The organism is Agrococcus sp. SGAir0287 (assembly GCF_005484985.1).
In the GTDB taxonomy this organism is placed as follows: Bacteria; Actinomycetota; Actinomycetes; order Actinomycetales; family Microbacteriaceae; genus Agrococcus.
Genome location: NZ_CP027942.1, coordinates 1,978,479 through 1,999,075 on the forward strand (window position 1 = coordinate 1,978,479; position 20,597 = coordinate 1,999,075).

A 20,597-nucleotide genomic window follows, 5' to 3' on the forward strand; every position below is an offset into this window, starting at 1 on the left:
CGCTGCGTCAGACCAGGTCGGTCGCGCCGCGGAAGACGATCGCCGCAGGGCCGGTGAGCCAGGCGTGCTCGCCGTCGGGCCGCTGCTCGACGTCGACGCGCACGACGCCGCCGGGCACCTCGACGCGCCAGCGATCCGGCGCGCCGCCCGCCCAATGCCGCGTCGCGAACGCCGCCGCCACGGCGCCGGTGCCGCACGAGAGCGTCTCGCCGGAGCCGCGCTCGTGGACCCGCATGCGGATGCGCCCCTCGTCGTCGGCGATGCCCTGCGGCACGACGAGCTCGACGTTGACGCCGCCGGGCGTCGCCGGCTCGACCTCGGGAGCGGCGTGGAGGTCGAGCGCTGCGAGCTCCGCGTCGTCGGCGATGGCGACGACGACGTGCGGGTTGCCGACGTCGACGCGCTGCCCCGGCCGCGCGACCGGGAGGCCGTCCACGCGCACGAGCGGCTCGCCGTCCTCCAGGCGCACGACGCCGAGGTCGGCGGAGAAGCCGTCGTCGACGGCGCGCACGTGCTTGATGCCCGCGCGCGTGCCCACGACGAGCTCGCGCACGTCGGCGAGACCCTCCTGCTCGAGCAGCCGAGCGAAGACGCGGATGCCGTTGCCGCACATCTCCGCGACGCTGCCATCGGCGTTGCGGTAGTCCATGAACCACTCGGCGCCGCCGCCGAGGGCGCGCTCGGCCTCGGGCATCGCCGCCGTGCGCGTCGCGAGGATGAGCCCGTCGGCGCCGACGCCGAAGCGGCGATCGCACAGCGCGGCCACCTGCTCGGCGGTGGGCGCGAGCTCGCCGTCGGGGTCGACGATCAGCACGAAGTCGTTGCCCGTGCCCTGACCCTTCGCGAATGCGACCATCGCTCGAGCCTACCTACGTCGTCGCCAGCGACTCGGCGATGCGGTCGGCTCCGACGGGGCCCTCGACGTCGAGCGCGGGATACCGCTGGAACCACGACACCTGCCTGCGCGCGTAGCGCCGGGTGAGGTGCTGCGTCCGTGCGATCGCCTCGGCCTCGTCGATGCGGCCGTGCAGCTGGTCGAGAGCCTGCCGGTAGCCGATGGCCGCCTGCGCCGTCGTGCCGCGCTCGAGACCCTCGTCGACGAGCGCGCGCACCTCGTCGAGCATGCCCTGCGCCCACATCCGCTCGACGCGCGCGTCGAGGGCGGCGACGAGCGCCGCGCGCTCGCGTCGCACGTGCACGATGGTCGTGCCGGGCGTCACGTCGGGCAGGCCGACGGGGAACGGCTCCCCCGTCGACGTCACGACCTCGAGCGCACGCACGAGCCGACGCCCGTTGTGCGGCCCGATCGCCGCGGCCGCCCGAGCGTCCACCGCGGCGAGGCGCGCATGCATCGCGGCCGTGCCGTCGCGCTCGAGGTCCGCCTCGAGCGCCTGCCGCAGCACCTCGTCCGTCCCGGGGAAGTCGAGCGGACCGAGCACGCTCGAGGCGTAGAGCCCGCTGCCGCCGACGAGGATCGGGACGGCGCCGCGCGCCTCGATCGCGGAGACCGCCGCTCGAGCGCGCGGCTGGTACCACGCGACGCTCGCCTCGTCGGTGACGCGGAGCTCGTCCATGAGGTGATGCGGCACTCCGCGGCGCTCGCCGAAGGGGAGCTTCGCCGTCCCGACGTCCATGCCCCGGTAGAGCTGCATGGCGTCGGCGTTCACGACCTCCGCCGTACGGCCGCGCTGCGCGAGCGCGTCGGCGACGTCGAGGGCGAGCTGCGACTTGCCGGTGCCCGTCGCGCCGACGATCGCGAGCATCAGACGCGCAGCGACGGCATGCCGAGGCGCACCGGCACCGCCTCGCGCGGCGTGCCGGGGCGCACGGGGACGCCGCACGAGTCGGCCTGCGCGAGATCCCAGGCGTCGCCGGCGCGCGTCCGGCGCACGGCGATCGGGCCGGCGTCGGCCTCGAGGTGGAAGGGTGCGGCGCGCGTGATCTCGACGGTGGCGACGTCACCGGGCCGCAGGTCGTGCGCCCCGGGCGCGAGGTGCACGAGCCGGTGGTCGGGGGCGCGACCGGAGATGCGATGGGTCTCGGCGTCCTTCTTGCCCTCGCCCGCCGACACGAGCACGTCGACCGTGCGCCCGACCTGCCGCTGGTTCTCCTCGTAGGAGATGCGGTCCTGCAGCGCGACGAGGCGCTCGAAGCGCTCCTGCACGACGGCCTTCGGCACCTGGTCCGGCATCGTCGCGGCAGGCGTGCCCGGCCGGATCGAGTACTGGAACGTGAAGGCGGAGGCGAAGCGCGACTGCTCGACGACGCGCAGCGTGTCCTCGAAGTCCTCGTCGGTCTCGCCCGGGAAGCCGACGATGATGTCGGTCGTGATCGCCGCGTCCGGGATGCGCGCCCGCACGCGGTCGAGGATGCCGAGGAAGCGCGCGGAGCGGTACGACCGGCGCATGGCCTTGAGGATGCGGTCGGAGCCGGACTGCAGCGGCATGTGCAGCTGGGGCATGACTGCCTCGGTCTCGGCCATCGCGTCGATGACGTCGTCGGTGAACGCGGCCGGGTGCGGGCTCGTGAAGCGGATGCGCTCGATGCCGTCGATCTCGCCCGCCGCGCGCAGGAGCCTGCCGAATGCGAGCCGGTCGCCGAACTCGACGCCGTAGGAGTTCACGTTCTGCCCCAGCAGCGTCACCTCGACGACGCCCTCGGCGGCGAGCGCCTCGAGCTCGGCGAGGATCTCGCCGGGCCTGCGGTCGCGCTCCTTGCCGCGCAGCGCCGGCACGATGCAGAACGTGCAGGTGTTGTTGCAGCCGACCGAGATCGACACCCAGCCCGAGTAGGTCGACTCGCGCTTCGTCGGCAGCGTCGAGGGGAACGTCTCGAGCGACTCGAGGATCTCGACCTGCGCGGCGTCGTTGTGCCGCGCGCGCTCGAGGAGCGTCGGCAGCGCGCCGAGGTTGTGGGTGCCGAACACGACGTCCACCCACGGGGCGCGCTCGACGATGACGCCGCGGTCCTTCTGCGCGAGGCAGCCGCCGACGGCGATCTGGAAGCCGTCGCGCTCGCGCTTCGTCCTCGCGAGCTGCCCCAGCGTGCCGTAGAGCCGTGAGTCGGCGTTCTCGCGCACCGCGCACGTGTTGATGACGATGAGGTCGGGCTCGTCGTCCGTCGCCTCGGCGTAGCCGGCCTCGAGCAGCGAGCCGCGCAGGCGCTCCGAGTCGTGCACGTTCATCTGGCAGCCGAAGGTGCGAACCTCGAACGTCCTGGTCATGTCCTCCAGGGTACGTGCGAGGGGGACGGCATCGCTGCCGTCCCCCTCGTCGTCCGCGTGCGCTCGCGTCAGCCCTGCGTGAGCGTCATCGTGTAGCCCGTGCCGCCGACGCCGTCCGTACCCGTCATCTGGATGGGCGAGGAGCCGGTGTACGTGCCCGTGAGATCGATGCGCTGGATCTCCTGGATGTTCGACAGCGTGAGCTCGAGCGTGTCGCCGTCCAGCGACCACGTGTCGGTCGGGTCGTCGTAGGGGGTGTCGTCCTGGCCGCTCCACGCGGTGATGTAGAGCGTGCCGTCCTCCTGGAAGGTGAACGTGACGTCGATGGAGCTCTCGGGACCCGTTGCCGTGCCGGACCACTGCGTGTCGACCAGCGCGTTCGACGGCGTCTCGACCGGCTCGGAGGTCGTCGGCGTCGTCGTGCCGGGCTCCGTCGTCGTCGGGGTCGTGGTGGTGGGAGCCTGGGGCGACGGGAGCTGGATGCAGCCGGCGAGCGTGAGGATCGCGGCCGCGCCGAGTGCTGCGGCACCTGCGATGCGGGAGAGGTTCATGCCTCGAGCGTACGCCCGACCCCACCCGCTCTCCTGAATGCCTTGTGAACGTCGCCTGGACCGTGGCAGCATGCGTCCCCCGAACGCCACGACGCCGCCGACCCTGAGGATCGGCGGCGTCGTGGCGTTCGTCGGCGTCAGCTCTGCGTCGCCGTGAGGGTGTACGAGTTGCCGTCGGTGCCCTCGCCCTGGAGGTTCATCGACCCGTTCTCGGCGGGACCCGAGTAGGTGATGTCGATGGACTCGCCGCTCGACTGGTCGACGATCTGCGTGACCGTGATCGTGACGGAGGCCGCGTCGCCGGACCAGACGTCGGCGGGCGAGTCGAAGGAGTCGCCGCCCCACGACGAGAAGTCGACCGTGCCGTCGGCGTTCAGCGTGAACGCGACGTCGGGCTGCACCTCGGTGCTGCCGGTCCAGCTCGTGCCGGCGAGGTCGCCCGCCGACTCCGTGCCGCCGCCGCCACCGCTCGTGCCGCCGGTCTCGGCGGGCGTCGTGGGGTTGGGGGTGGTGGGTGCACCGGGCAGCTGGAAGCAGCCGGTCATCGTGAGCACTGCTGCCGCGGCGATCGCAGGCAGCGCAAGGATGCGCGTGGTCTTCATGCCGCCACCATAGACCTCGTGACGGGCGACGATCATGAACGTTCGCTGGACGTCGCCTCAGCGCTCATCGTCAGCGAGATGCACACGGGCAGCCTCGATCGCACGACGGCTGACGCCGGACGAGAAGCCGCGTCTCACGAGCATGCCGGCGACGCGCCGTTCGGCCTGCTCGTCGACAGGACCGCGACGCAGGCGCTGCTGCGCGAGGGCGACGGCGCGCTCGAGCTCGTCGTCGTCGGATGGGGGTGCGACGCGATGCTCCTGGGCGATGCCGCGCCGCGCCAGCTCCTGCTCGACGACGCGTGCACCGGCCTTGCGGCGGCTCCGCACGCGCTCGGCGATCGACTCCGCGAGCCCCGCGTCGTCGATGGCCCCCTCGTGCTCGAGCCGGTCGAGCGCGGCGTCACGATCCTCCGGCTCGACGCCGTGCTCGTCGAGGCGAGCCGCCACCTCGGCACGGCTCAGGGCTCGACGACCGAGGGCGCGCCGGGCGACGTCGAGCGCCTCCGCCGAGGCGCGCGCCTTCTCGGCGCGCACCTCGGCGAGGTCGACGACCCTCATGCCGGGGCCCCTACGCGCCCAGGCGCTCCGCGCGGCGCTCGTCGAGCGACTCGACGGGTGCCGCGGCGGCCTTGCCGACGCCCAGCTTCGTCAGGATCTTCGACTCGATCTCGGCGGCGACGTCGGCGTTCGTGCGCAGGAACTCGCGCGCCTTCTCCTTGCCCTGGCCGAGCTGGTCGCCGTCGTAGGTGTACCAGGCGCCCGACTTCTTGACGATGCCGTGCTCGACGCCGAAGTCGATGAGGCTGCCCTCGCGCGAGATGCCGACGCCGTAGAGGATGTCGAACTCCGCCTGCTTGAAGGGCGGCGCCATCTTGTTCTTCACGACCTTGACGCGCGTGCGGTTGCCGACGGCGTCCGTGCCGTCCTTCAGGGTCTCGATGCGACGGATGTCGAGGCGCACCGAGGCGTAGAACTTCAGCGCCTTGCCACCGGCCGTCGTCTCGGGGCTGCCGAAGAAGACGCCGATCTTCTCGCGCAGCTGGTTGATGAAGATCATCGTCGTCTGCGTCTGGTTGAGCCCACCGGTGAGCTTGCGCAGCGCCTGCGACATGAGGCGCGCCTGGAGGCCGACGTGGCTGTCGCCCATCTCGCCCTCGATCTCGGCGCGCGGCACGAGCGCCGCGACGGAGTCGACGACCACGAGGTCGATCGATCCCGAGCGCACGAGCATGTCGGCGATCTCGAGCGCCTGCTCGCCCGTGTCGGGCTGCGACACGAGCAGCGCGTCGATGTCGACGCCGAGCTTCTTGGCGTACTCGGGGTCGAGCGCGTGCTCGGCGTCGATGAAGGCCGCGATGCCACCGTTGCGCTGCGCGTTGGCGATCGCGTGGAGCGTGAGCGTGGTCTTGCCCGACGACTCCGGGCCGTAGATCTCGATGATGCGGCCGCGCGGGAGGCCGCCGATGCCGAGCGCGACGTCGAGCGCGATGGATCCCGTCTGGATGACCTCGACGGGTGCGCGCTCGTCGCTGCCGAGGCGCATGACCGTGCCCTTGCCGAACTGCTTGTCGATCTGCGCGAGCGCCGCCTCCAGCGACTTCTCGCGATCTGCTTGCGTAGGCATCCTTCGCCCTCTCTGTCGTGTCCGCTCGCCCACAGGCAGCCGATGCTCGGCCGGGCGCAGCCACCGTGTGACCGGCGGCGTTCCTTGACCCGGCTCACGCTAGGCGGGACCGCCGACACGCGTCGGCGGCGGACCCCTCCTGTGCAGTGCGCCGGGCTGTGGAGCGCTGCGGGATCAGCGTACGCCGCGTTCGAACGAATCTTCGAACGTCGCCGCGGCGTGTCGCGCGCGACGCAGGATGCGTCGTCGACGCGGCGGCGAGGGCGCGCTCAGCGCTGCGGCGCGCGGCGACCGGCGCCGTGCCGACGTGCCTCGGGCACGTCCTGCGCCTCGCAGAGCGCGAGCCACACCGTGCGCGGCGCGACGCCGTCGGCGAGCGCCTGCTCGCCCGTGCGGCCGTCGAGGCCGGGCAGCACCTGGTCCGCGAGCAGCACGGCGCCGAGCCGGCCGAACTCCTCGTCGACGGCCCGCTGGAGCTCGCTTCCGCGCATGGTCCTCCACGATATGCGAGGAGGGGCCGCATCCGCGGCCCCTCCTCGATGGTCTGATCCTGATCGTCCCCGTCAGCCGGCGTACGACGACAGCTCGCGCACGAGCTCGTCGGGCACCGCGTCCGGGATGCGCTGCAGCGCGGGGTCGAGCGCGGGCACGTCGATGCCCTCGAGCACGGCGAGACGGTCCCCCACCTCTCGCAGGATGCTCGACAGCGGTACCTCGAGCGCGTCGGCGACGGCGGCGAGGATCTCGCTCGACGCCTCCTTCTGGCCGCGCTCCACCTCCGAGAGGTAGCCGAGCGCGACGGACGCGCGCGACGCGACCTGGCGCAGCGTGCGCCCCTGCTGCAGACGGACGTCGCGCAGGACGTCGCCCAGCTCCTGTCTCAGCAACACCATGGGATCCCCCTTCACCCTCGGCGGGCCCCCAGCCTAGCGCTGCGCCCACCGAGACTTGACAACGTCAGCCTGGCAGGTGCTATTCCGCCGCGGACCCCCGCGCGCCTATGGATGCGCTGTGGGTGGCGCCCCGATCGTGCCGAGCGCCTCGAGCAGCGCGTCGAGGGCCGCGGCCACGGCGGCCGCTCGGATCGCGGCCCTGTCCCCTGCGAGCCGGAGCCGGATCGAGCGGGCGCCCGCGGCCGTCGCGAGGCCGACGTGCACCTCGCCCACGGGATGCCCGTCCTGCGGCTCGGGCCCTGCGACGCCCGTCGTCGCGACGCCGATCGTGGCCGGGCCGTCGACGTCGGCAAGCAGCCGCGCGCCGCTGGCCATCTGGGCCGCGACGTCGCCGTCGACCGCGCCGCGCTCGGCGAGCAGCGCGGCGTCGACGCCGAGCACCGAGGCCTTCATCGCCGTGTCGTAGGCGACGACGCCCAGGCGCAGCACGGCGGAGGCGCCGGGCACGTCGACGATGGCGCTCGCCACCGCGCCGCCCGTCAGCGACTCCGCGACGGCGACCGTCGCGCCGGCGGCGCGCGCCGCACGCACGACGTCCGCTGCGGTCATCGGCGCGCGCGCCGCACGTGCCAGACGTACTCGAGGCCCGAGACGATCGTGAGGAGCACCGCGACCGTCATCGTCACGACGTGCACGACGACGGCCGCGCCGTCGCCGATCCAGGCCGACAGCGGCAGCAGCGCCGCGGCGAGCGCGACGGCCTGCGCCCACGTCTTCGCCTTCCCCGGCCACGTCGCGGGGATCACGACGTCCTTCGCGATCGCGAGCCGGTGCACCGTGATGCCGATCTCGCGCACGAGCACGAGGATCGTGATCCACCACGGCAGCTCGCCCAGGATCGAGATTACGACGAACGCCGCGCCCGTGATCGCCTTGTCGGCGATGGGGTCGAAGAGCTTGCCGAGGTCGGTGACGAGGTTGCGGCTGCGCGCGATCCAGCCGTCGACGAAGTCGGTGGCGATGAGGACGACGAAGAGCACGGCGGCGCCCAGGCGCTCGGCACCCATCGCGCCGGCGTCGTGGAGCGCGAGCCACACGAAGACGGGCGTGAGCACGACGCGCACGACCGAGATGAGGTTCGGCACGCTCGCGACCGACGCCGGGCTCTCGCCGCGAGCCCAGACGCGGCCGCGCCACGGGCTCAGGATGCTCATGCCCTCAGGCTACTCGCGCGCTCGCGTCGTCCGCGCCGGAGCGCGGCGCGTCAGTCGCGCCCCGTGAGCCCCCAGGCGTCCTCGGAGCCCGCGTCGCCGTCCACGACCTCGAGGCCGCGGTTCGCCTCCTCCTCCGCCTCCGCGACGAGGTCGCGCTGCGGCGCGGGCGCAGCGGCTCCCGCGGGCGGCGCGTCGCCGCGCAGGGATGCGAGCACGGCAGCGAGGCCGTCCGGCGGCACGAGCACGTCGCGCGCCTTCGACCCCTCCGAGGGCCCCACGATGTCGCGGCTCTCCATGAGGTCCATGAGGCGGCCCGCCTTCGCGAAGCCGACGCGCAGCTTGCGCTGCAGCATCGACGTCGACCCGAACTGGGTCGTGATGACGAGCTCCGCGGCGGCGCACAGGTCCTCGAGGTCGTCGCCGATGTCGGCGTCGATCTCCTTCTTCGCCGCCACCTCCTCGACGTCCTTGCGGTACTCCGGCTGCGCCTGGCCCGTGACGTGCTGCACGACGCGCGCGATCTCGGCCTCGTCGACCCACGCGCCCTGCACGCGCATCGCCTTCGAGGCGCCCATGGGAAGGAAGAGGCCGTCGCCCTGGCCGATGAGCTTGTCGGCGCCCGGCTGGTCGAGGATGACGCGGGAGTCGGTGACGCTCGACACCGCGAACGCGAACCGCGAGGGCACGTTGGCCTTGATGAGGCCCGTGACGACGTCGACCGAGGGCCGCTGCGTCGCGAGCACGAGGTGGATGCCCGCGGCGCGGGCGAGCTGCGTGATGCGCACGATCGAGTCCTCGACGTCGCGCGGCGCGACCATCATGAGGTCGGCGAGCTCGTCGACGACGACGAGGAGGTACGGGTACGGCTTCAGCACGCGCTCGCTGCCCGGCGGCAGCGCGAGCGATCCCTCGCGCACGGCGGAGTTGAAGTCGTCGATGTGGCGGAACCCGAACGACGCGAGGTCGTCGTACCGCATGTCCATCTCCTTCACGACCCACTGCAGCGCCTCGGCCGCCTTCTTCGGGTTCGTGATGATGGGCGTGATGAGGTGCGGCACGCCCTGGTACGCGGTGAGCTCGACGCGCTTCGGGTCGACGAGCACCATGCGCACCTCGGAGGGCTTCGCGCGCATGAGGATCGACGTGATCATCGAGTTCACGAAGGACGACTTGCCCGAGCCCGTGGAGCCCGCGACGAGCAGGTGGGGCATCTTCGCCAGGTTCGCGACGACGAAGCCGCCCTCGACGTCCTTGCCGATGCCGATCGTCATCGGATGCGTCGACGCCAGCGCGCGCTTGGAGCGCAGGACGTCGCCGAGCTTCACGGTCTCGCGGTCGGGGTTCGGGATCTCGACGCCGATCGCCGACTTGCCCGGGATGGGCGCCAGGATGCGCACCTCGTTCGACGCGACGGCGTACGCGAGGTTGTTCGACAGCGCCGTGACCCGCTCGACCTTGACGCCCTGGCCGACCTCGATCTCGTAGCGCGTGACGGTCGGGCCGCGCGAGAAGCCCGTCACCCGAGCGTCGACCTTGAAGTTGTCGAGCACGCCCGTGATGGCGGCCACCATGTCGTCGTTCGCCTGCGAGCGCGCCTTCCCAGGCTCGCCCTGCGAGAGCGACTGGATGCTCGGCAGGCGGTACGGGCGGTCGGCCGGCGGGCCCGCGAGCGGCTGCAGCCCCTCGGGCTCGACCGGCTCGGGGTCGAGCGCGGGCGCCTCCCCCGTGATGCGGCGCACGATCTCCTCGGCGTGCTCGAGGTGGCCGAGCACCTCCGTCTCGTACGCGTCCTGGTCGGCCCACTGCTCGAGCACGCTCGTCGCGTCGTCGGACGCGGCGATCGGCGCGGGGCCCGTGCCGTCGTCGATGCCGAGCTCGCTCGTGCCGTGGTCGATCATGACCGGCGAGTCGTAGGCGGGATCGACCTCGCGGCCCGTGGCGTTGCGGCGCCAGAACGGCAGCGACTCGTCGCCGCCGTCCTCCTGGTCGCCGTCGCGCTCGGCGCGTGCGGCCTGCCGCTCGACGCGGCGACGCTCGCGCTCCTCCTCCGTCTCCGGATCCATGCCGAAGAGGTAGCGGTAGAGGTCGCCGACGCGGCGGCCGATGCGGTTCGGCGGCGTCGCGGTGAGGACGAGGATGCCGACGACGACGAGCAGCGCCGCCACGATGCCGGCGCCGACGGGCGTGATGAGGGCTGACAGCGGCGCGCCGAGCACCCAGCCGAGGATGCCGCCCGCCTGCGCGACCGCCGGCAGGCCGTCGGAGGCGGCCGGTCGGCCGAGCATCACGTGGCACAGCGCGGCGACGGAGACGACGAGCATCGCGAGCCCGACGCCGACGCGGCCGTTGTCGGCGACCGACGCCGGGTGGCGGAACATCCACAGCGCGAGCAGCGCCAGCACGACGGGCAGCGCGAGCGCGACCTGCCCCATGAGGCCGCCGAACGTCACGTCGCTCAGCACGCGGCTCACGGGGCTCGACGGCAGGATCCACTCGACCACCGCGCCCGCGATCGCGAGCAGCGTGAGCAGGAAGGGCACGCCGTCACGGCGCTCGTCCTTCGCGAGCGACTCGCGACCGAAGACTCGCGCCGCGCCACCCGCGAGGTGCGCGAGGCCCATCCACGCGCGCACGAGCGGATGCTGGCGCTCCTCGCTCGCGGGCAGGACCTTCGTCTGCGCGCGCGTCGACGACCGCGACCGCGTCGAGGTCGCGCGCTTGGAGGCAGGCGTGCGCGTCGGCTTCGTGGTGGCCATGCCGTCACGGTAGCCGCCACCGGCGCGCGCACCCGGGAGGCGCACCGCGCCGCGCCACGACGCGCCGGTCACGGACGCGCACCGGTCGCGCCGCGGTCAGAACCGGATGGCGTCGATCACCTTCGACCGCACGGCGACGAGCGCGGGGATGATGCCGGCGAGCGCACCCACCGCGGTCGCGACCACGAGCCCCACGATGGCCGCCCAGACCGGGAACGCGGGCAGGTCGCCGGGCAGCCCGAGCGGGAGCACCTGCTCGACGAGCAGGAGCCGGTACGCGAGGACGACGACCATGATGCCGACGACGCCGGCGACGACGGTGCCGACGACGGACTCGAGCATGACGCCGACGAACACGCGCGACAGGCTCGCGCCGAACGCGCGCCGGATGCCGAGCTCGCGGACGCGATGCCGCACGGTGATGACGGCGATGTTCACGAGGCTCAGCGCACCGAGCAGCAGCACGACGCCCGAGATGCCCAGCAGCACCTGCTGCACGAGCGCGGTCGGATCCGTCGACGCGTCGAAGTACGCGGCGTAGTCCTGCCGGTACGCGTCGATCTGCGCGTCGGGGAACGCGCCGCGCAGATCGCGCGTCACCATCGCCTGCACGGCATCCGCCGACTCCTCCGGCACCCACATCTCGATCGTCGGCTGGATGAAGGCGGGGTCGGCGCCCGAGAGCATCGCCGCCGTCCCCGGCAGCGCGAACACGTACGGGTAGCCGGCGTACATGCCCCCGTCGACGACGCCGACGACGACGGCCGTCGACCCGTCGGGCATCGGGAGCGTGGGATGCTGCGCGACGGAGGCGGCGCCGAGCATGTCCATGACATACCGGTTCACGACGACCGGCGGTGCGAGCCGCTCGGCGTCCTCGTCGACGAACCACCGACCGTCGACGACGTCGACGCGGTGCATCGCCCGGTAGTCGACGCCGACGCCCATGACCTGCGCGTCGGTGCGCACGTCGCCGAGCTGCACGGAGCCGCCGAGCCACATGACGGGGCTCATGTAGCGGATGTCGTAGCGCTCGGCGATCGCCTCGGCCTCGGCGACGAGCGCCTCGCCGTCGATCGCGTCGCCCTCCATCGAGTACGCGGAGAAGCCGAAGGTCGCGGGCCGGCCGGAGGACTGCTCCATCGACTCGATCGACGTCTGCCGCACGATGTCGCCCATGGCGACGGAGGCCGTGAGGGCCGCGACCGCGACGGCGACGCCGACGAGGCTGAGCATGACGCGGACGCGATGGATGCGGAGCTGCGCGACCGCCTCGACGAACGTCGCCGCGACGACCCTCATGCGGGCACCTGCGCGGGGCGCGCGACCCCCTCGGGGTGCACGAGCCGCTCGGCCGGCGCGAGCACGCCCGCCTCGAGCCGGTGCATGCGCTCGGCGCGCGCGGCCACGTTCACGTCGTGCGTGATCGTCACGAGCGCCGCCCGCGAGTCGCGCGCGACGTCCTCGAGCAGGCCCATGATCTGCGCACCCGTCTCGAGGTCGAGCGCGCCGGTGGGCTCGTCGGCGAGGATGAGCCGCGGCGAACGCACGAGGGCGCGCGCGATGGCGACGCGCTGCTGCTCGCCGCCCGAGAGCGTCGTCACCTGCGAGTCCGCGCGATGGCCCAGCGACACCCGCTCGAGCATCTCGCGCGCGAGGCGGTCCCTGCGCCAGAAGTGCGCGCCCGAGCCGTACAGCAGGGGCATCTGCACGTTCTCGAGCGCCGTGAGGCCCTCGATGAGGTGGAACTGCTGGAACACGAATCCGACGGCGAGCGCCCGCAGCCGATCCCGTCGCCTCGCGGACATGAGCAGCACGGGCTCGTCGTCGAAGCGCATCCTGCCGGTCGTGGGCTGGTCGAGCAGGCCGAGGATGTTGAGGAGCGTCGACTTGCCAGAGCCGGAGCGGCCGACGATCGAGACGCGATCGCCGACGTCGACGACGAGGTCGATGCCGCGGAGGATCTGCAGCGGCGGCGCGTCCGGCAGCGCGACGTGGCGCGTCACCGCCTCGAGCGACAGCAGGGTCACGGGCCGACCTCGCCGCACAGCAACGGGTCGTACGACGCGGACGTCGGGTCGGCGCAGGGGTCGTCGAGCGGCTCGCCGCCCGGCACGAACTGCAGCACCTGGTCGCCCTCCGCGAGGCCGCCGCGGATCTCGATCGTCTGACCGTCGGTGAGGCCGAGCTCGACCTGCACCTCCTCCTGGGTGCCGTCGGCGCCCATGCGGACGACGCGACCCGTGTCGGCGCTGCCGAGCACCGCCGTCGTCGGGAGCGTCAGCACGCCCTCCGCGACGCCGCCGCCGATCGTCACGTCGGCCGCGAGGCCCGAGAACACGCGCACCTCGGCGGGCACCTGGCAGCGCGCGGTCGCCGTCGAGACGCCCGTCGCCCCGTCGCCGCCTGGAGCACCGCTCGACGCGCCCGTCGACGGCTGCAGCACCTGCAGGCCCGTGCACGTGAACGGCGCGGGCCCGCCGGGGATCTGCACCTGCGCCTCGGTCGGCTGCGTCGTGAGCCGGTACTGCTCCTGCGCCGTGAGCGGTGCGTCGACGTGGAAGGTCGCGGGCTGCACGGAGCCGGTCTCCGTGCCGACCTGCACCTCCTGGTTCAGCAGCACCTCGAAGCCGGTGAGCACGCCCGCAGCGGGCGACGCGATCGTGAAGAGCCGGACGGTCGGCGCGGGCAGCGACCCGTCCTCGTTCGGCTGCGTCGCCGGCGTCTCGACGCGCACGACGTAGAGCTCGCTGCCCGCGGAGACGCCCTGCCCGTTCGTGGCGAGGATGCGGGAGATCGTGCCCGTCTGCGTCGATCGCACCGCGACGGCGTCGTCGGGCAGCACCTGGCCGGTCAGGGCGAGGTCGTTGCGCACGGTGCCGACGGTGGCCGCGACGAGCGGCTCCTCCATCGACGCCGTCGGCGGCAGGTCGCCGCTCGCCTGCGTCGCTGCGGCGTCGGGGAAGAAGGCGACCTTCACGAGCGCGACGGCGATGACGGCGAAGACCGCGAGCCGCAGGACGGGCCACACGACCGAGCGCCACACGCCCGGCCCGCGCGACTGCCGCTCGGCGCGGCGCGCCGCCTTCCGCTCCGCCGCCTCGAGCCGGCGCTGGGCGGCGGCCGCGCGGCGGTCGTCGACGGCGTGCCGCGGCACCTCTCCGGGGCTCGTCGGCGCATCCGCCTCGTCGATCCGACCGTCGTCCGCGCTCATGCCCGCCTCGTCCCGGGCTCGCTCGTGCGGCGGCCCGCAGCGAGGCTATGGGCGGACGACGCGACCCCGCCTCATCCGCGCGGATGAGACGGGGTCACGCTTCGGTCACGATGTCGCGAGGGGTCAGGCCTCGATGACGACGGGCACGATCATCGGGCGGCGGCGGATGCGCGTGCCCACCCAGCGACCGACCGTGCGGCGCACGGTCTGCGAGAACTGGTGCGTGTCGCGCACGCCCTGGGCTGCCGCCTCCTCGAGCGCCTTGAGGATCTTCGGGCGGATCTCGTCGAAGATCGAGTCGTCCTCCGCGAAGCCTCGCGCGTGGATCTCGGGCCCGACGACGCACTTGCCGGTCTGCGCCTCGATCGCGAGGAAGATCGAGATGAAGCCCTCCTCGGCGAGGATGCGGCGATCCTTGAGGTCGGCGTCGTCGATGCGCCCGACCGACGAGCCGTCGACGTAGACGAAGCCGATCTCGATCTGGCCGGCGACGCGCACGTCGCCGTCCGTGAGGTCCCACACGGTGCCGTTCTCGCCCACGAACGCACGGTCGTGCTCGACGCCCGTCTGGCGCGCGAGCGACGCGGCGGCGTGCAGGTGGCGGAACTCGCCGTGCACGGGGATGACGTTGCGCGGGCCGAGGATGTTGTAGCAGTACAGGAGCTCGCCGGCGGAGGCGTGCCCCGAGACGTGCACCTTGGCGTTGCCCTTGTGCACGACGTTGGCGCCGAGCTTCATGAGGCCGTTGATGACGCGGTAGACGGCGTTCTCGTTGCCGGGGATGAGGCTCGAGGCGAGGATGACGGTGTCGCGCTCCCCGACCGAGATCTGGTGCTCGCCGTTCGCGATGCGCGAGAGCACCGCCATCGGCTCGCCCTGCGAGCCGGTCGACATGAACACGATCTTCGACTCGGGCAGGTCGTGCGCCTTCTTCGCGTCGATGAGCACGCCCTCCGGCACCGTGAGGTACCCGAGGTCGGCGGCGATGCCCATGTTCCGCACCATCGAGCGGCCCATGAAGGCGACGCGGCGACCGTGCGCGTGGGCGGCGTCGAGCACCTGCTGCACGCGGTGCACGTGGCTCGAGAACGACGCGACGACGACCTTGCCCTGCGTGGCGGCGATGACCTGCTCGAGCACGGGGCCGATGCCGCGCTCGGGTGCCGTGAAGCCGGGGACGTCGGCGTTCGTCGAGTCCACGAGGAACGCGTCGACGCCCTCCTCGCCGAGCCGCGCGAAGGCGCGCAGGTCGGTGATGCGGTCGTCGAGCGGCAGCTGGTCCATCTTGAAGTCGCCGGTCACGAGCGCCATGCCGGCCTTCGTGCGGATCGCGACGGCCAGCGCATCCGGGATCGAGTGGTTCACCGCGACGAACTCGAGGCCGAAGGGACCGAGCTGCTCGGTGCCGCCCTCGCGCACCGTGTGCGTGTAGGGCTTGATGCGGTGCTCCTTGAGCTTCGCCTCGACGAGCGCGAGCGTGAGCTGCGAGCCGATGAGCGGGATGTCCTGACGGAGCTTCAGCAGGTACGGCACGGCACCGATGTGGTCCTCGTGGCCGTGCGTGAGCACGACGGCCTCGACGTCGTCGAGCCGATCGCGGATGGGACCGAAGTCGGGCAGGATCAGGTCGACGCCCGGCTGGTGCTCCTCGGGGAAGAGCACGCCGCAGTCGACGATGAGCAGTCGGCCGTCGATCTCGAAGACCGTCATGTTGCGGCCGACCTCGCCGAGGCCGCCGAGCGGGATGATGCGAAGGGTGCCGGGCTCGAGCGGAGCCGGCTGTGCGATGGCCGTCATGGGCCTCCTCGTGAGTCAGCGCGTCGTGCCGTGGACCTTCGGGAGCGCTCCACCGGCCGCTGCGTTCCGGTCGGGCCGGAAGCGGGAGAGGTCAAGGCCGTCGATGTCGCGCACGAGCGCGATCTCGTCCTCGATGAGCGCTGCCTCGGAGTCCTCGGGACCGACGAGCGGCAGGCGCACGCGCGGGCTGGAGATGCGGCCCAGCGCGTGCAGGATGTACTTGGTCGCGACCGTGCCCGGCACGTGCGTCATGGTCGCTCGCACGAGCGGCTCGAGCGCCTTGTGCTGGGCCTGCGCTGCGTGCAGGTCCCCGGCGTTCACGGCGTCGACGATCGTGCGGTAGGGGCGCGGGGCGATGTTCGCCGTCACGCCGATGAGTCCCACGGCACCCACCGCCAGGTGCGGCAGCACCATGGCGTCGTCGCCGGAGAAGTAGAGCAGGTCGGTCTGGTTCAGCACGCGGCTCACCTCGGCGAGGTCGCCCTTGGCGTCCTTCACCGCGAGGATGTTCGGGTGCTTCGCGGCGCGCACGATCGTCTCGTACCGGATGGGCACGCCCGTGCGGCCGGGGATGTCGTACAGGATGACGGGCAGGTCGGTCGCATCGGCGATCATGCGGAAGTGCGTGAGCAGCCCCGCCTGCGTCGGCTTGTTGTAGTACGGCGTCACGATCATGACGCCGTCGGCTCCGGCCTTCTCGGCCTGCCGGTACAGGTCGATGGCATGCGCGGTCTCGTTCGAGCCGCCGCCCTGGATGACCTTCGCCCGGCTGCCCGCGACGTCCTTCGCGACCTCGACGAGCCGGATCTTCTCCGGGTCGGTGAGCGTCGAGGTCTCGCCCGTCGTGCCGGAGACGACGATGCCATCGGCACCGTGCGTCACGACGTCGTCGATGAGCCGCTCGACGCCGGGCCAGTCGACCTCTCCGTCCGCCTGCAGCGGCGTCACGAGGGCGACCAGGACCTGGCCGAAGGGGTTGTGGGTCACGTCCCCCAGGCTATCGCGGGTCGGAGGGCGCCGGATGCGGCTGGATGCCCACGCGCGTGAGCGTGCGGAAGCGGTAGCGCAGGCCGCCCTTCGACTCGTGCCACCCCTCGGCGGGGTCGAGCACGAGCGTCGCCCACTCCGGGCTGAGCTCCGGCGCCGTCGTGTCGCCGTCGAGCTCGGCGTCGATCTCGGTGACCTCGATCGTGTCGGCGATCGCGAGCGCCTGCCGGTAGACCTGGCCGCCACCGATGACCCAGATGGTCTCGGCCTCGTCCTCCTCCGCCACGATGCGCGCGACGTCGAGGGCGGTCTCGAGGGTCGACACGACCGTCGCGCCCGGCGCCTCGTACGAGGGGTCACGCGAGATCACGACGTTCGTGCGGCCCGGCAGCGGCCTCGGCGGCGTGCCGAACGACTCCCACGTGCGACGCCCCATGACGACGGGCGAGCCGAGCGTGATGCGTCGGAAGCGCCGCATGTCCTCAGGCAGCCGCCACGGCATGTCGCCACCCGCGCCGATGACGTGGCCGTGGGCCTCGGCCCAGATGAGCCCGATCCGCTGCGTCATGCGTGCATCGCTCAGACGGCGACGGGCGCCTTGATGCCCGGGTGGTGCTCGTAGCCGACGACCTCGAAGTCGTCGTACTCGTAGTCGAGGATGCTCGCCGGCTTCCTCGTGAGCCGCAGGGTCGGCAGCGCGAACGGCTCGCGCGACAGCTGCCGCTCGACCTGCTCGACGTGGTTGTCGTAGATGTGGCAGTCGCCGCCCGTCCACACGAGGTCGCCGACCTCGAGGTCCGTCTGCTGCGCGAGCATGTGCGTCAGCAGGGCGTAGGAGGCGATGTTGAACGGCACGCCGAGGAACATGTCGGCCGAGCGCTGGTAGATCTGCAGCGAGAGCCGGCCGTCCGCGACGAACACCTGGAAGAACGCGTGGCATGGCGCGAGCGCCATGTCGGGGATGTCGGCGGGGTTCCACGCCGACACGATGAGCCTGCGCGAGTCCGGGTTCGAGCGGATCTGCTCGACGAGCTGCGAGAGCTGGTCGATCGACTCCCCCGACGGCGTCGGCCACGAGCGCCACTGCACGCCGTAGACGGGTCCGAGGTCGCCCTCGGCGTCGGCCCACTCGTCCCAGATCGTCACGCCGCGCTCCTGCAGCCAGCGCACGTTCGAGTCGCCGCGCAGGAACCACAGCAGCTCGAGCGCCACCGACTTGAAGTGCACGCGCTTGGTCGTCACGAGCGGGAAGCCCTCGGACAGGTCGTAGCGGAGCTGCCTGCCGAACACGCTGCGCGTGCCGGTGCCGGTGCGGTCGCCCTTCGCGACGCCGTGGGCGAGGACATCGGCGAGGAGGGTCTCGTAGGGCTGGCTCATGGTGGCTCCCAGTCTGGCACCGCGGTGGCGTCGCGGCGCGGATCGACGCGGCGGACGGATGGCGTCAGGCGCGACTGAGACGGATGGCCTCGCGCGCGGCGCGCCGTGCCCGCCTCCGGTCGCGCGCGGCGTCGTAGGCCATCGACAGCCGCAGCCACGCCTCCCACGACTCGGGGTGCGCCTCGACGTCGGCCTTCGCGACCGGGAAGGCGCGGTCGGCGGCCGCCTTGTCGGCGCGGCCGCTCGGCGCCTTCGGCAGCGGCGTCGGCATGCCGCCCGCGGCGTCGAGTCGGCGCACGAGCCGGTCGAGCCGCACGCCGAAGACGAGCTCGGCGACGAGCGCCCAGGCGCCGACCCCGGCGAAGAGCACGAGCGCGGCGCCGAGCACGATGCCCGCGACCTCGCCGCTCGCCATCAGCCGGACCGCCCACGACCCCGCGAGCACGACGTACAGCGCGAGCACGGCCGCCATGAGCCACGCGCCCGCCTTGCTCATGCGAGCCCGAGCAGGTCGTCGAGCCCCACGACGACGCCGGCCGGCGGCGTCGCGCGCAGCGCGAGCAGGATGCCGGCGGCGTAGGCGTCGTGCCCGAGCGTGTCGTGACGGATCGTGAGCGTCTCCCCCGTGCCGCCCAGCACGACCTCCTGCCGCGCGCTCACGCCCGGCAGCCGCAGCGCATGCACGGGGATGCCCGCGACGAGCGTGCCGCGGCCGGGCTCGTGCGGCGTCGGCGCCTCGACGGCGCGGACGGCGGCGATGGCCTCGGCGGTGCGCACGGCGGTGCCGCTGGGCGCATCGACCTTGCGCGCGTGATGCGTCTCGACGATCTCGACGGCGCCGAGGTGCCTCGCTGCGATCGTCGCGAGATGCGTGCCGACGACGGAGCCGATCGAGAAGTTCGGCACGATGCGGACGCCGGTGGCACCCCGCTCGCGGAGCGCGTCGACGCGCGCGGCGCCCCAGCCGCTCGTCCCCACGACGATCGCCACGCCCTGCGCGACGGCCGCGTCGACGATCCGCTGGGAGGCGGCGAGGATCGTGGCGTCGAACGCGACGTCGACGCCTGCGAGGTCGAGCTCGCCGCGCGGGTCGAGCACGACGGCCTCGAGGTCGTCGGCCGAGTCGATCGCGGCGACGGCGGCGGCGCCGAGCCGTCCGCTCGCACCGAGGACGCCCACGCGCAGCATGGTCCCGAGCCTACCGGCGCACGGTGGCCCGTCGGCGCGGCGCTAGCGTGGCCACGTGCTCACGCTCCACGACGCCTCCCCCGACGACCCCGACGCCCGCACGCTGCTCGACGCCTACGTCGCCGACCGGGTCGCGACCTGGGCCGACGACACGCGGCCGTACCAGCCGAAGACGGCGCCGGCCGAGCAGCTGACGCCCCCGAACGGCGCCCTGCTCGTCGCGCGGCTCGACGGCACGCCCGTCGGCGTCGGCGGCGTGCGCCGCATCCCCTCCGACGAGGGCGTCTGGTTCGAGGTCAAGCACCTCTTCGCCTCGCCCGCGGCACGGGGCCACGGCGTCGGCAAGGCGCTGCTCGCCGCCCTCGAGGAGCGGGCGACCGCGCTCGGCGCGACCGACGTCGTGCTCGACACGAACGACTCGCTCGCCGCGGCTGGCGGCCTCTACCTCGCAGCGGGCTTCGAGCGGGTCGACCCGTTCAACGACAACCCCAACGCGAACGCCTGGTTCCGCAAGCGCGTCGCGCGCTGACGCGAACGGGGGCTCAGACCGGCAGCGCCGTCGGCATGCCCGTGCGCAGCTCGACGGGCAGGTGGCCGAGGTCGTTGTGGCACAGCAGCTGCGGCGGGCGACCCGGGCGCATGTGGATGACCGTGAGGCCGCCGTTGGCCTGGTTGAGCGTCATCCACTTCCAGTCCGGCGCGTCGAGCACGTGCCGCACGAACCAGCCGATGACGAAGTTGTGCGTCACGAGCAGCACGTCGCTGCGCTCGCCGCGGGGCATGAGCCACTGCTCGACCGCGTCCGCCATCTGCGCGCGACCCGCGTCGACCTCCGCATCCGTGACGCCGGTGAAGAAGGCCTGGTACGCGTGCGGCATCTCGGGCTCGGGGCCGGACGGGATGCAGTCCATGAGCAGCGCATGCGGCTGGAACTCGGTCGCCGGCAGTCGCTCGTGCATCACGCGCGCCGTGTGCTCCGCCCGGACGAGCGGCGAGTGGTAGGCCTCGGTGAAGGCGACGCCGCTCAGCCGATCGGCGATGAGGTGCGACTGGCGCACGCCGCGCGCCGACAGCGGGCCGTCCTCGACGCCGTGCTCGGCATCCTGCTGCTCGCCGTGACGGACGAGGTACAGGTGATGCGCCACGGCGTGCAGTCCTTCCGTCGAGG

General features: G+C 72.9%; 23 protein-coding genes. 1 reads left to right on the top strand and 22 read right to left on the bottom strand.

Features of this window, described 5'->3' with window-relative positions; all coding sequences use genetic code 11:
* Window positions 1-7: 7 nt before the first annotated feature.
* The 21 genes from dapF to dapB all read right to left on the bottom strand — a co-directional run bounded on the left by dapF (window position 8) and on the right by dapB (window position 19,429).
* A complete protein-coding gene (gene dapF, locus C1N71_RS09420) occupies window positions 8-856 on the bottom strand; it encodes a diaminopimelate epimerase (protein WP_137756155.1) in 849 nt (282 codons plus the stop codon).
* Window positions 857-869: 13 nt separating this feature from the next.
* The gene (gene miaA / locus C1N71_RS09425; protein ID WP_137756156.1) at window positions 870-1,763 is read right to left on the bottom strand and encodes a tRNA (adenosine(37)-N6)-dimethylallyltransferase MiaA; all 894 of its coding nucleotides are present in this window, start codon (window positions 1,761-1,763) and stop codon (window positions 870-872) included.
* Window positions 1,763-3,223: a tRNA (N6-isopentenyl adenosine(37)-C2)-methylthiotransferase MiaB gene (miaB, locus tag C1N71_RS09430; protein ID WP_137756157.1), complete on the bottom strand. Its 1,461-nt coding sequence runs from the start codon at window positions 3,221-3,223 to the stop codon at window positions 1,763-1,765. Before miaB ends, miaA begins: the two co-directional genes overlap by 1 nt.
* 68 nt (window positions 3,224-3,291) lie before the next feature.
* Window positions 3,292-3,774: a hypothetical protein gene (locus C1N71_RS09435; protein WP_137756158.1), complete on the bottom strand. Its 483-nt coding sequence runs from the start codon at window positions 3,772-3,774 to the stop codon at window positions 3,292-3,294.
* 137 nt (window positions 3,775-3,911) lie between these two features.
* Window positions 3,912-4,376, bottom strand: coding sequence for a hypothetical protein (locus C1N71_RS09440; protein WP_137756159.1), 465 nt, complete (start codon window positions 4,374-4,376; stop codon window positions 3,912-3,914).
* Between the two features lie 57 nt (window positions 4,377-4,433).
* The gene (locus C1N71_RS09445; RefSeq protein WP_137756160.1) at window positions 4,434-4,937 is read right to left on the bottom strand and encodes a regulatory protein RecX; all 504 of its coding nucleotides are present in this window, start codon (window positions 4,935-4,937) and stop codon (window positions 4,434-4,436) included.
* Window positions 4,938-4,947: 10 nt separating this feature from the next.
* Entirely contained in the window at window positions 4,948-6,003 is a 1,056-nt protein-coding gene (recA, locus tag C1N71_RS09450; protein ID WP_137756161.1) for a recombinase RecA, read from the bottom strand.
* A 269-nt stretch (window positions 6,004-6,272) separates the two neighbouring features.
* A complete protein-coding gene (locus tag C1N71_RS09455; protein WP_137756162.1) occupies window positions 6,273-6,494 on the bottom strand; it encodes a DUF3046 domain-containing protein in 222 nt (73 codons plus the stop codon).
* Window positions 6,495-6,566: 72 nt separating this feature from the next.
* A complete protein-coding gene (locus C1N71_RS09460) occupies window positions 6,567-6,896 on the bottom strand; it encodes a helix-turn-helix domain-containing protein (RefSeq protein ID WP_137756163.1) in 330 nt (109 codons plus the stop codon).
* A gap of 105 nt (window positions 6,897-7,001) precedes the next feature.
* Complete coding sequence (locus C1N71_RS09465; protein ID WP_137756164.1) at window positions 7,002-7,505, bottom strand: CinA family protein; 504 nt, start codon at window positions 7,503-7,505, stop codon at window positions 7,002-7,004.
* Window positions 7,502-8,110 carry a CDP-diacylglycerol--glycerol-3-phosphate 3-phosphatidyltransferase gene (gene pgsA / locus C1N71_RS09470; RefSeq protein ID WP_137756165.1) on the bottom strand — a complete coding sequence of 203 codons (609 nt, stop codon included), beginning with the start codon at window positions 8,108-8,110 and terminating at the stop codon, window positions 7,502-7,504. Before pgsA ends, C1N71_RS09465 begins: the two co-directional genes overlap by 4 nt.
* Window positions 8,111-8,160: 50 nt before the next feature.
* Window positions 8,161-10,866 carry a DNA translocase FtsK gene (locus tag C1N71_RS09475; protein ID WP_137756166.1) on the bottom strand — a complete coding sequence of 902 codons (2,706 nt, stop codon included), beginning with the start codon at window positions 10,864-10,866 and terminating at the stop codon, window positions 8,161-8,163.
* A gap of 96 nt (window positions 10,867-10,962) precedes the next feature.
* Window positions 10,963-12,168 carry an ABC transporter permease gene (locus C1N71_RS09480; RefSeq protein ID WP_137756167.1) on the bottom strand — a complete coding sequence of 402 codons (1,206 nt, stop codon included), beginning with the start codon at window positions 12,166-12,168 and terminating at the stop codon, window positions 10,963-10,965.
* On the bottom strand, window positions 12,165-12,896 hold the full coding sequence (locus C1N71_RS09485) for an ABC transporter ATP-binding protein (protein ID WP_137756168.1): 732 nt from the start codon (window positions 12,894-12,896) through the stop codon (window positions 12,165-12,167). The genes C1N71_RS09480 and C1N71_RS09485 overlap by 4 nt, the downstream gene beginning before the upstream one ends.
* On the bottom strand, window positions 12,893-14,080 hold the full coding sequence (locus tag C1N71_RS09490) for a hypothetical protein (protein WP_175414172.1): 1,188 nt from the start codon (window positions 14,078-14,080) through the stop codon (window positions 12,893-12,895). The genes C1N71_RS09485 and C1N71_RS09490 overlap by 4 nt, the downstream gene beginning before the upstream one ends.
* 123 nt (window positions 14,081-14,203) lie before the next feature.
* Window positions 14,204-15,877, bottom strand: coding sequence for a ribonuclease J (locus C1N71_RS09495; RefSeq protein ID WP_137756169.1), 1,674 nt, complete (start codon window positions 15,875-15,877; stop codon window positions 14,204-14,206).
* A gap of 15 nt (window positions 15,878-15,892) precedes the next feature.
* A complete protein-coding gene (gene dapA / locus C1N71_RS09500) occupies window positions 15,893-16,864 on the bottom strand; it encodes a 4-hydroxy-tetrahydrodipicolinate synthase (protein WP_137756170.1) in 972 nt (323 codons plus the stop codon).
* 10 nt (window positions 16,865-16,874) lie between these two features.
* The gene (locus C1N71_RS09505) at window positions 16,875-17,432 is read right to left on the bottom strand and encodes a dihydrofolate reductase (protein ID WP_137756171.1); all 558 of its coding nucleotides are present in this window, start codon (window positions 17,430-17,432) and stop codon (window positions 16,875-16,877) included.
* A gap of 11 nt (window positions 17,433-17,443) precedes the next feature.
* Window positions 17,444-18,241: a thymidylate synthase gene (locus C1N71_RS09510; RefSeq protein WP_137756172.1), complete on the bottom strand. Its 798-nt coding sequence runs from the start codon at window positions 18,239-18,241 to the stop codon at window positions 17,444-17,446.
* A gap of 64 nt (window positions 18,242-18,305) precedes the next feature.
* Complete coding sequence (locus tag C1N71_RS09515) at window positions 18,306-18,737, bottom strand: hypothetical protein (RefSeq protein ID WP_137756173.1); 432 nt, start codon at window positions 18,735-18,737, stop codon at window positions 18,306-18,308.
* Window positions 18,734-19,429 (bottom strand): 4-hydroxy-tetrahydrodipicolinate reductase, encoded by a 696-nt coding sequence (gene dapB / locus C1N71_RS09520; protein WP_137756174.1) that lies wholly within the window; start codon window positions 19,427-19,429, stop codon window positions 18,734-18,736. The genes C1N71_RS09515 and dapB overlap by 4 nt, the downstream gene beginning before the upstream one ends.
* 55 nt (window positions 19,430-19,484) lie before the next feature.
* On the opposite strand from dapB, the gene C1N71_RS09525 reads away from it, so the two are divergent.
* Complete coding sequence (locus tag C1N71_RS09525) at window positions 19,485-19,958, top strand: GNAT family N-acetyltransferase (protein ID WP_254677969.1); 474 nt, start codon at window positions 19,485-19,487, stop codon at window positions 19,956-19,958.
* A 13-nt stretch (window positions 19,959-19,971) separates the two neighbouring features.
* Here the strand turns inward: C1N71_RS09525 and C1N71_RS09530 are convergent, their stop codons facing one another.
* On the bottom strand, window positions 19,972-20,574 hold the full coding sequence (locus C1N71_RS09530) for a histidine phosphatase family protein (RefSeq protein WP_137756175.1): 603 nt from the start codon (window positions 20,572-20,574) through the stop codon (window positions 19,972-19,974).
* Between the last annotated feature and the right edge of the window lie 23 nt (window positions 20,575-20,597).

Coding starts and splice junctions, on each gene's coding strand:
- dapF (WP_137756155.1), bottom strand. CDS start 856: ATGGTCGCATTCGCGAAGGGTCAGGGCACGGGCAACGACTTCGTGCTG.
- miaA (WP_137756156.1), bottom strand. CDS start 1,763: ATGCTCGCGATCGTCGGCGCGACGGGCACCGGCAAGTCGCAGCTCGCC.
- miaB (WP_137756157.1), bottom strand. CDS start 3,223: ATGACCAGGACGTTCGAGGTTCGCACCTTCGGCTGCCAGATGAACGTG.
- C1N71_RS09435 (WP_137756158.1), bottom strand. CDS start 3,774: ATGAACCTCTCCCGCATCGCAGGTGCCGCAGCACTCGGCGCGGCCGCG.
- C1N71_RS09440 (WP_137756159.1), bottom strand. CDS start 4,376: ATGAAGACCACGCGCATCCTTGCGCTGCCTGCGATCGCCGCGGCAGCA.
- C1N71_RS09445 (WP_137756160.1), bottom strand. CDS start 4,937: ATGAGGGTCGTCGACCTCGCCGAGGTGCGCGCCGAGAAGGCGCGCGCC.
- recA (WP_137756161.1), bottom strand. CDS start 6,003: ATGCCTACGCAAGCAGATCGCGAGAAGTCGCTGGAGGCGGCGCTCGCG.
- C1N71_RS09455 (WP_137756162.1), bottom strand. CDS start 6,494: ATGCGCGGAAGCGAGCTCCAGCGGGCCGTCGACGAGGAGTTCGGCCGG.
- C1N71_RS09460 (WP_137756163.1), bottom strand. CDS start 6,896: ATGGTGTTGCTGAGACAGGAGCTGGGCGACGTCCTGCGCGACGTCCGT.
- C1N71_RS09465 (WP_137756164.1), bottom strand. CDS start 7,505: ATGACCGCAGCGGACGTCGTGCGTGCGGCGCGCGCCGCCGGCGCGACG.
- pgsA (WP_137756165.1), bottom strand. CDS start 8,110: ATGAGCATCCTGAGCCCGTGGCGCGGCCGCGTCTGGGCTCGCGGCGAG.
- C1N71_RS09475 (WP_137756166.1), bottom strand. CDS start 10,866: ATGGCCACCACGAAGCCGACGCGCACGCCTGCCTCCAAGCGCGCGACC.
- C1N71_RS09480 (WP_137756167.1), bottom strand. CDS start 12,168: ATGAGGGTCGTCGCGGCGACGTTCGTCGAGGCGGTCGCGCAGCTCCGC.
- C1N71_RS09490 (WP_175414172.1), bottom strand. CDS start 14,080: ATGAGCGCGGACGACGGTCGGATCGACGAGGCGGATGCGCCGACGAGC.
- C1N71_RS09495 (WP_137756169.1), bottom strand. CDS start 15,877: ATGACGGCCATCGCACAGCCGGCTCCGCTCGAGCCCGGCACCCTTCGC.
- C1N71_RS09505 (WP_137756171.1), bottom strand. CDS start 17,432: ATGACGCAGCGGATCGGGCTCATCTGGGCCGAGGCCCACGGCCACGTC.
- C1N71_RS09510 (WP_137756172.1), bottom strand. CDS start 18,241: ATGAGCCAGCCCTACGAGACCCTCCTCGCCGATGTCCTCGCCCACGGC.
- C1N71_RS09515 (WP_137756173.1), bottom strand. CDS start 18,737: ATGAGCAAGGCGGGCGCGTGGCTCATGGCGGCCGTGCTCGCGCTGTAC.
- dapB (WP_137756174.1), bottom strand. CDS start 19,429: ATGCTGCGCGTGGGCGTCCTCGGTGCGAGCGGACGGCTCGGCGCCGCC.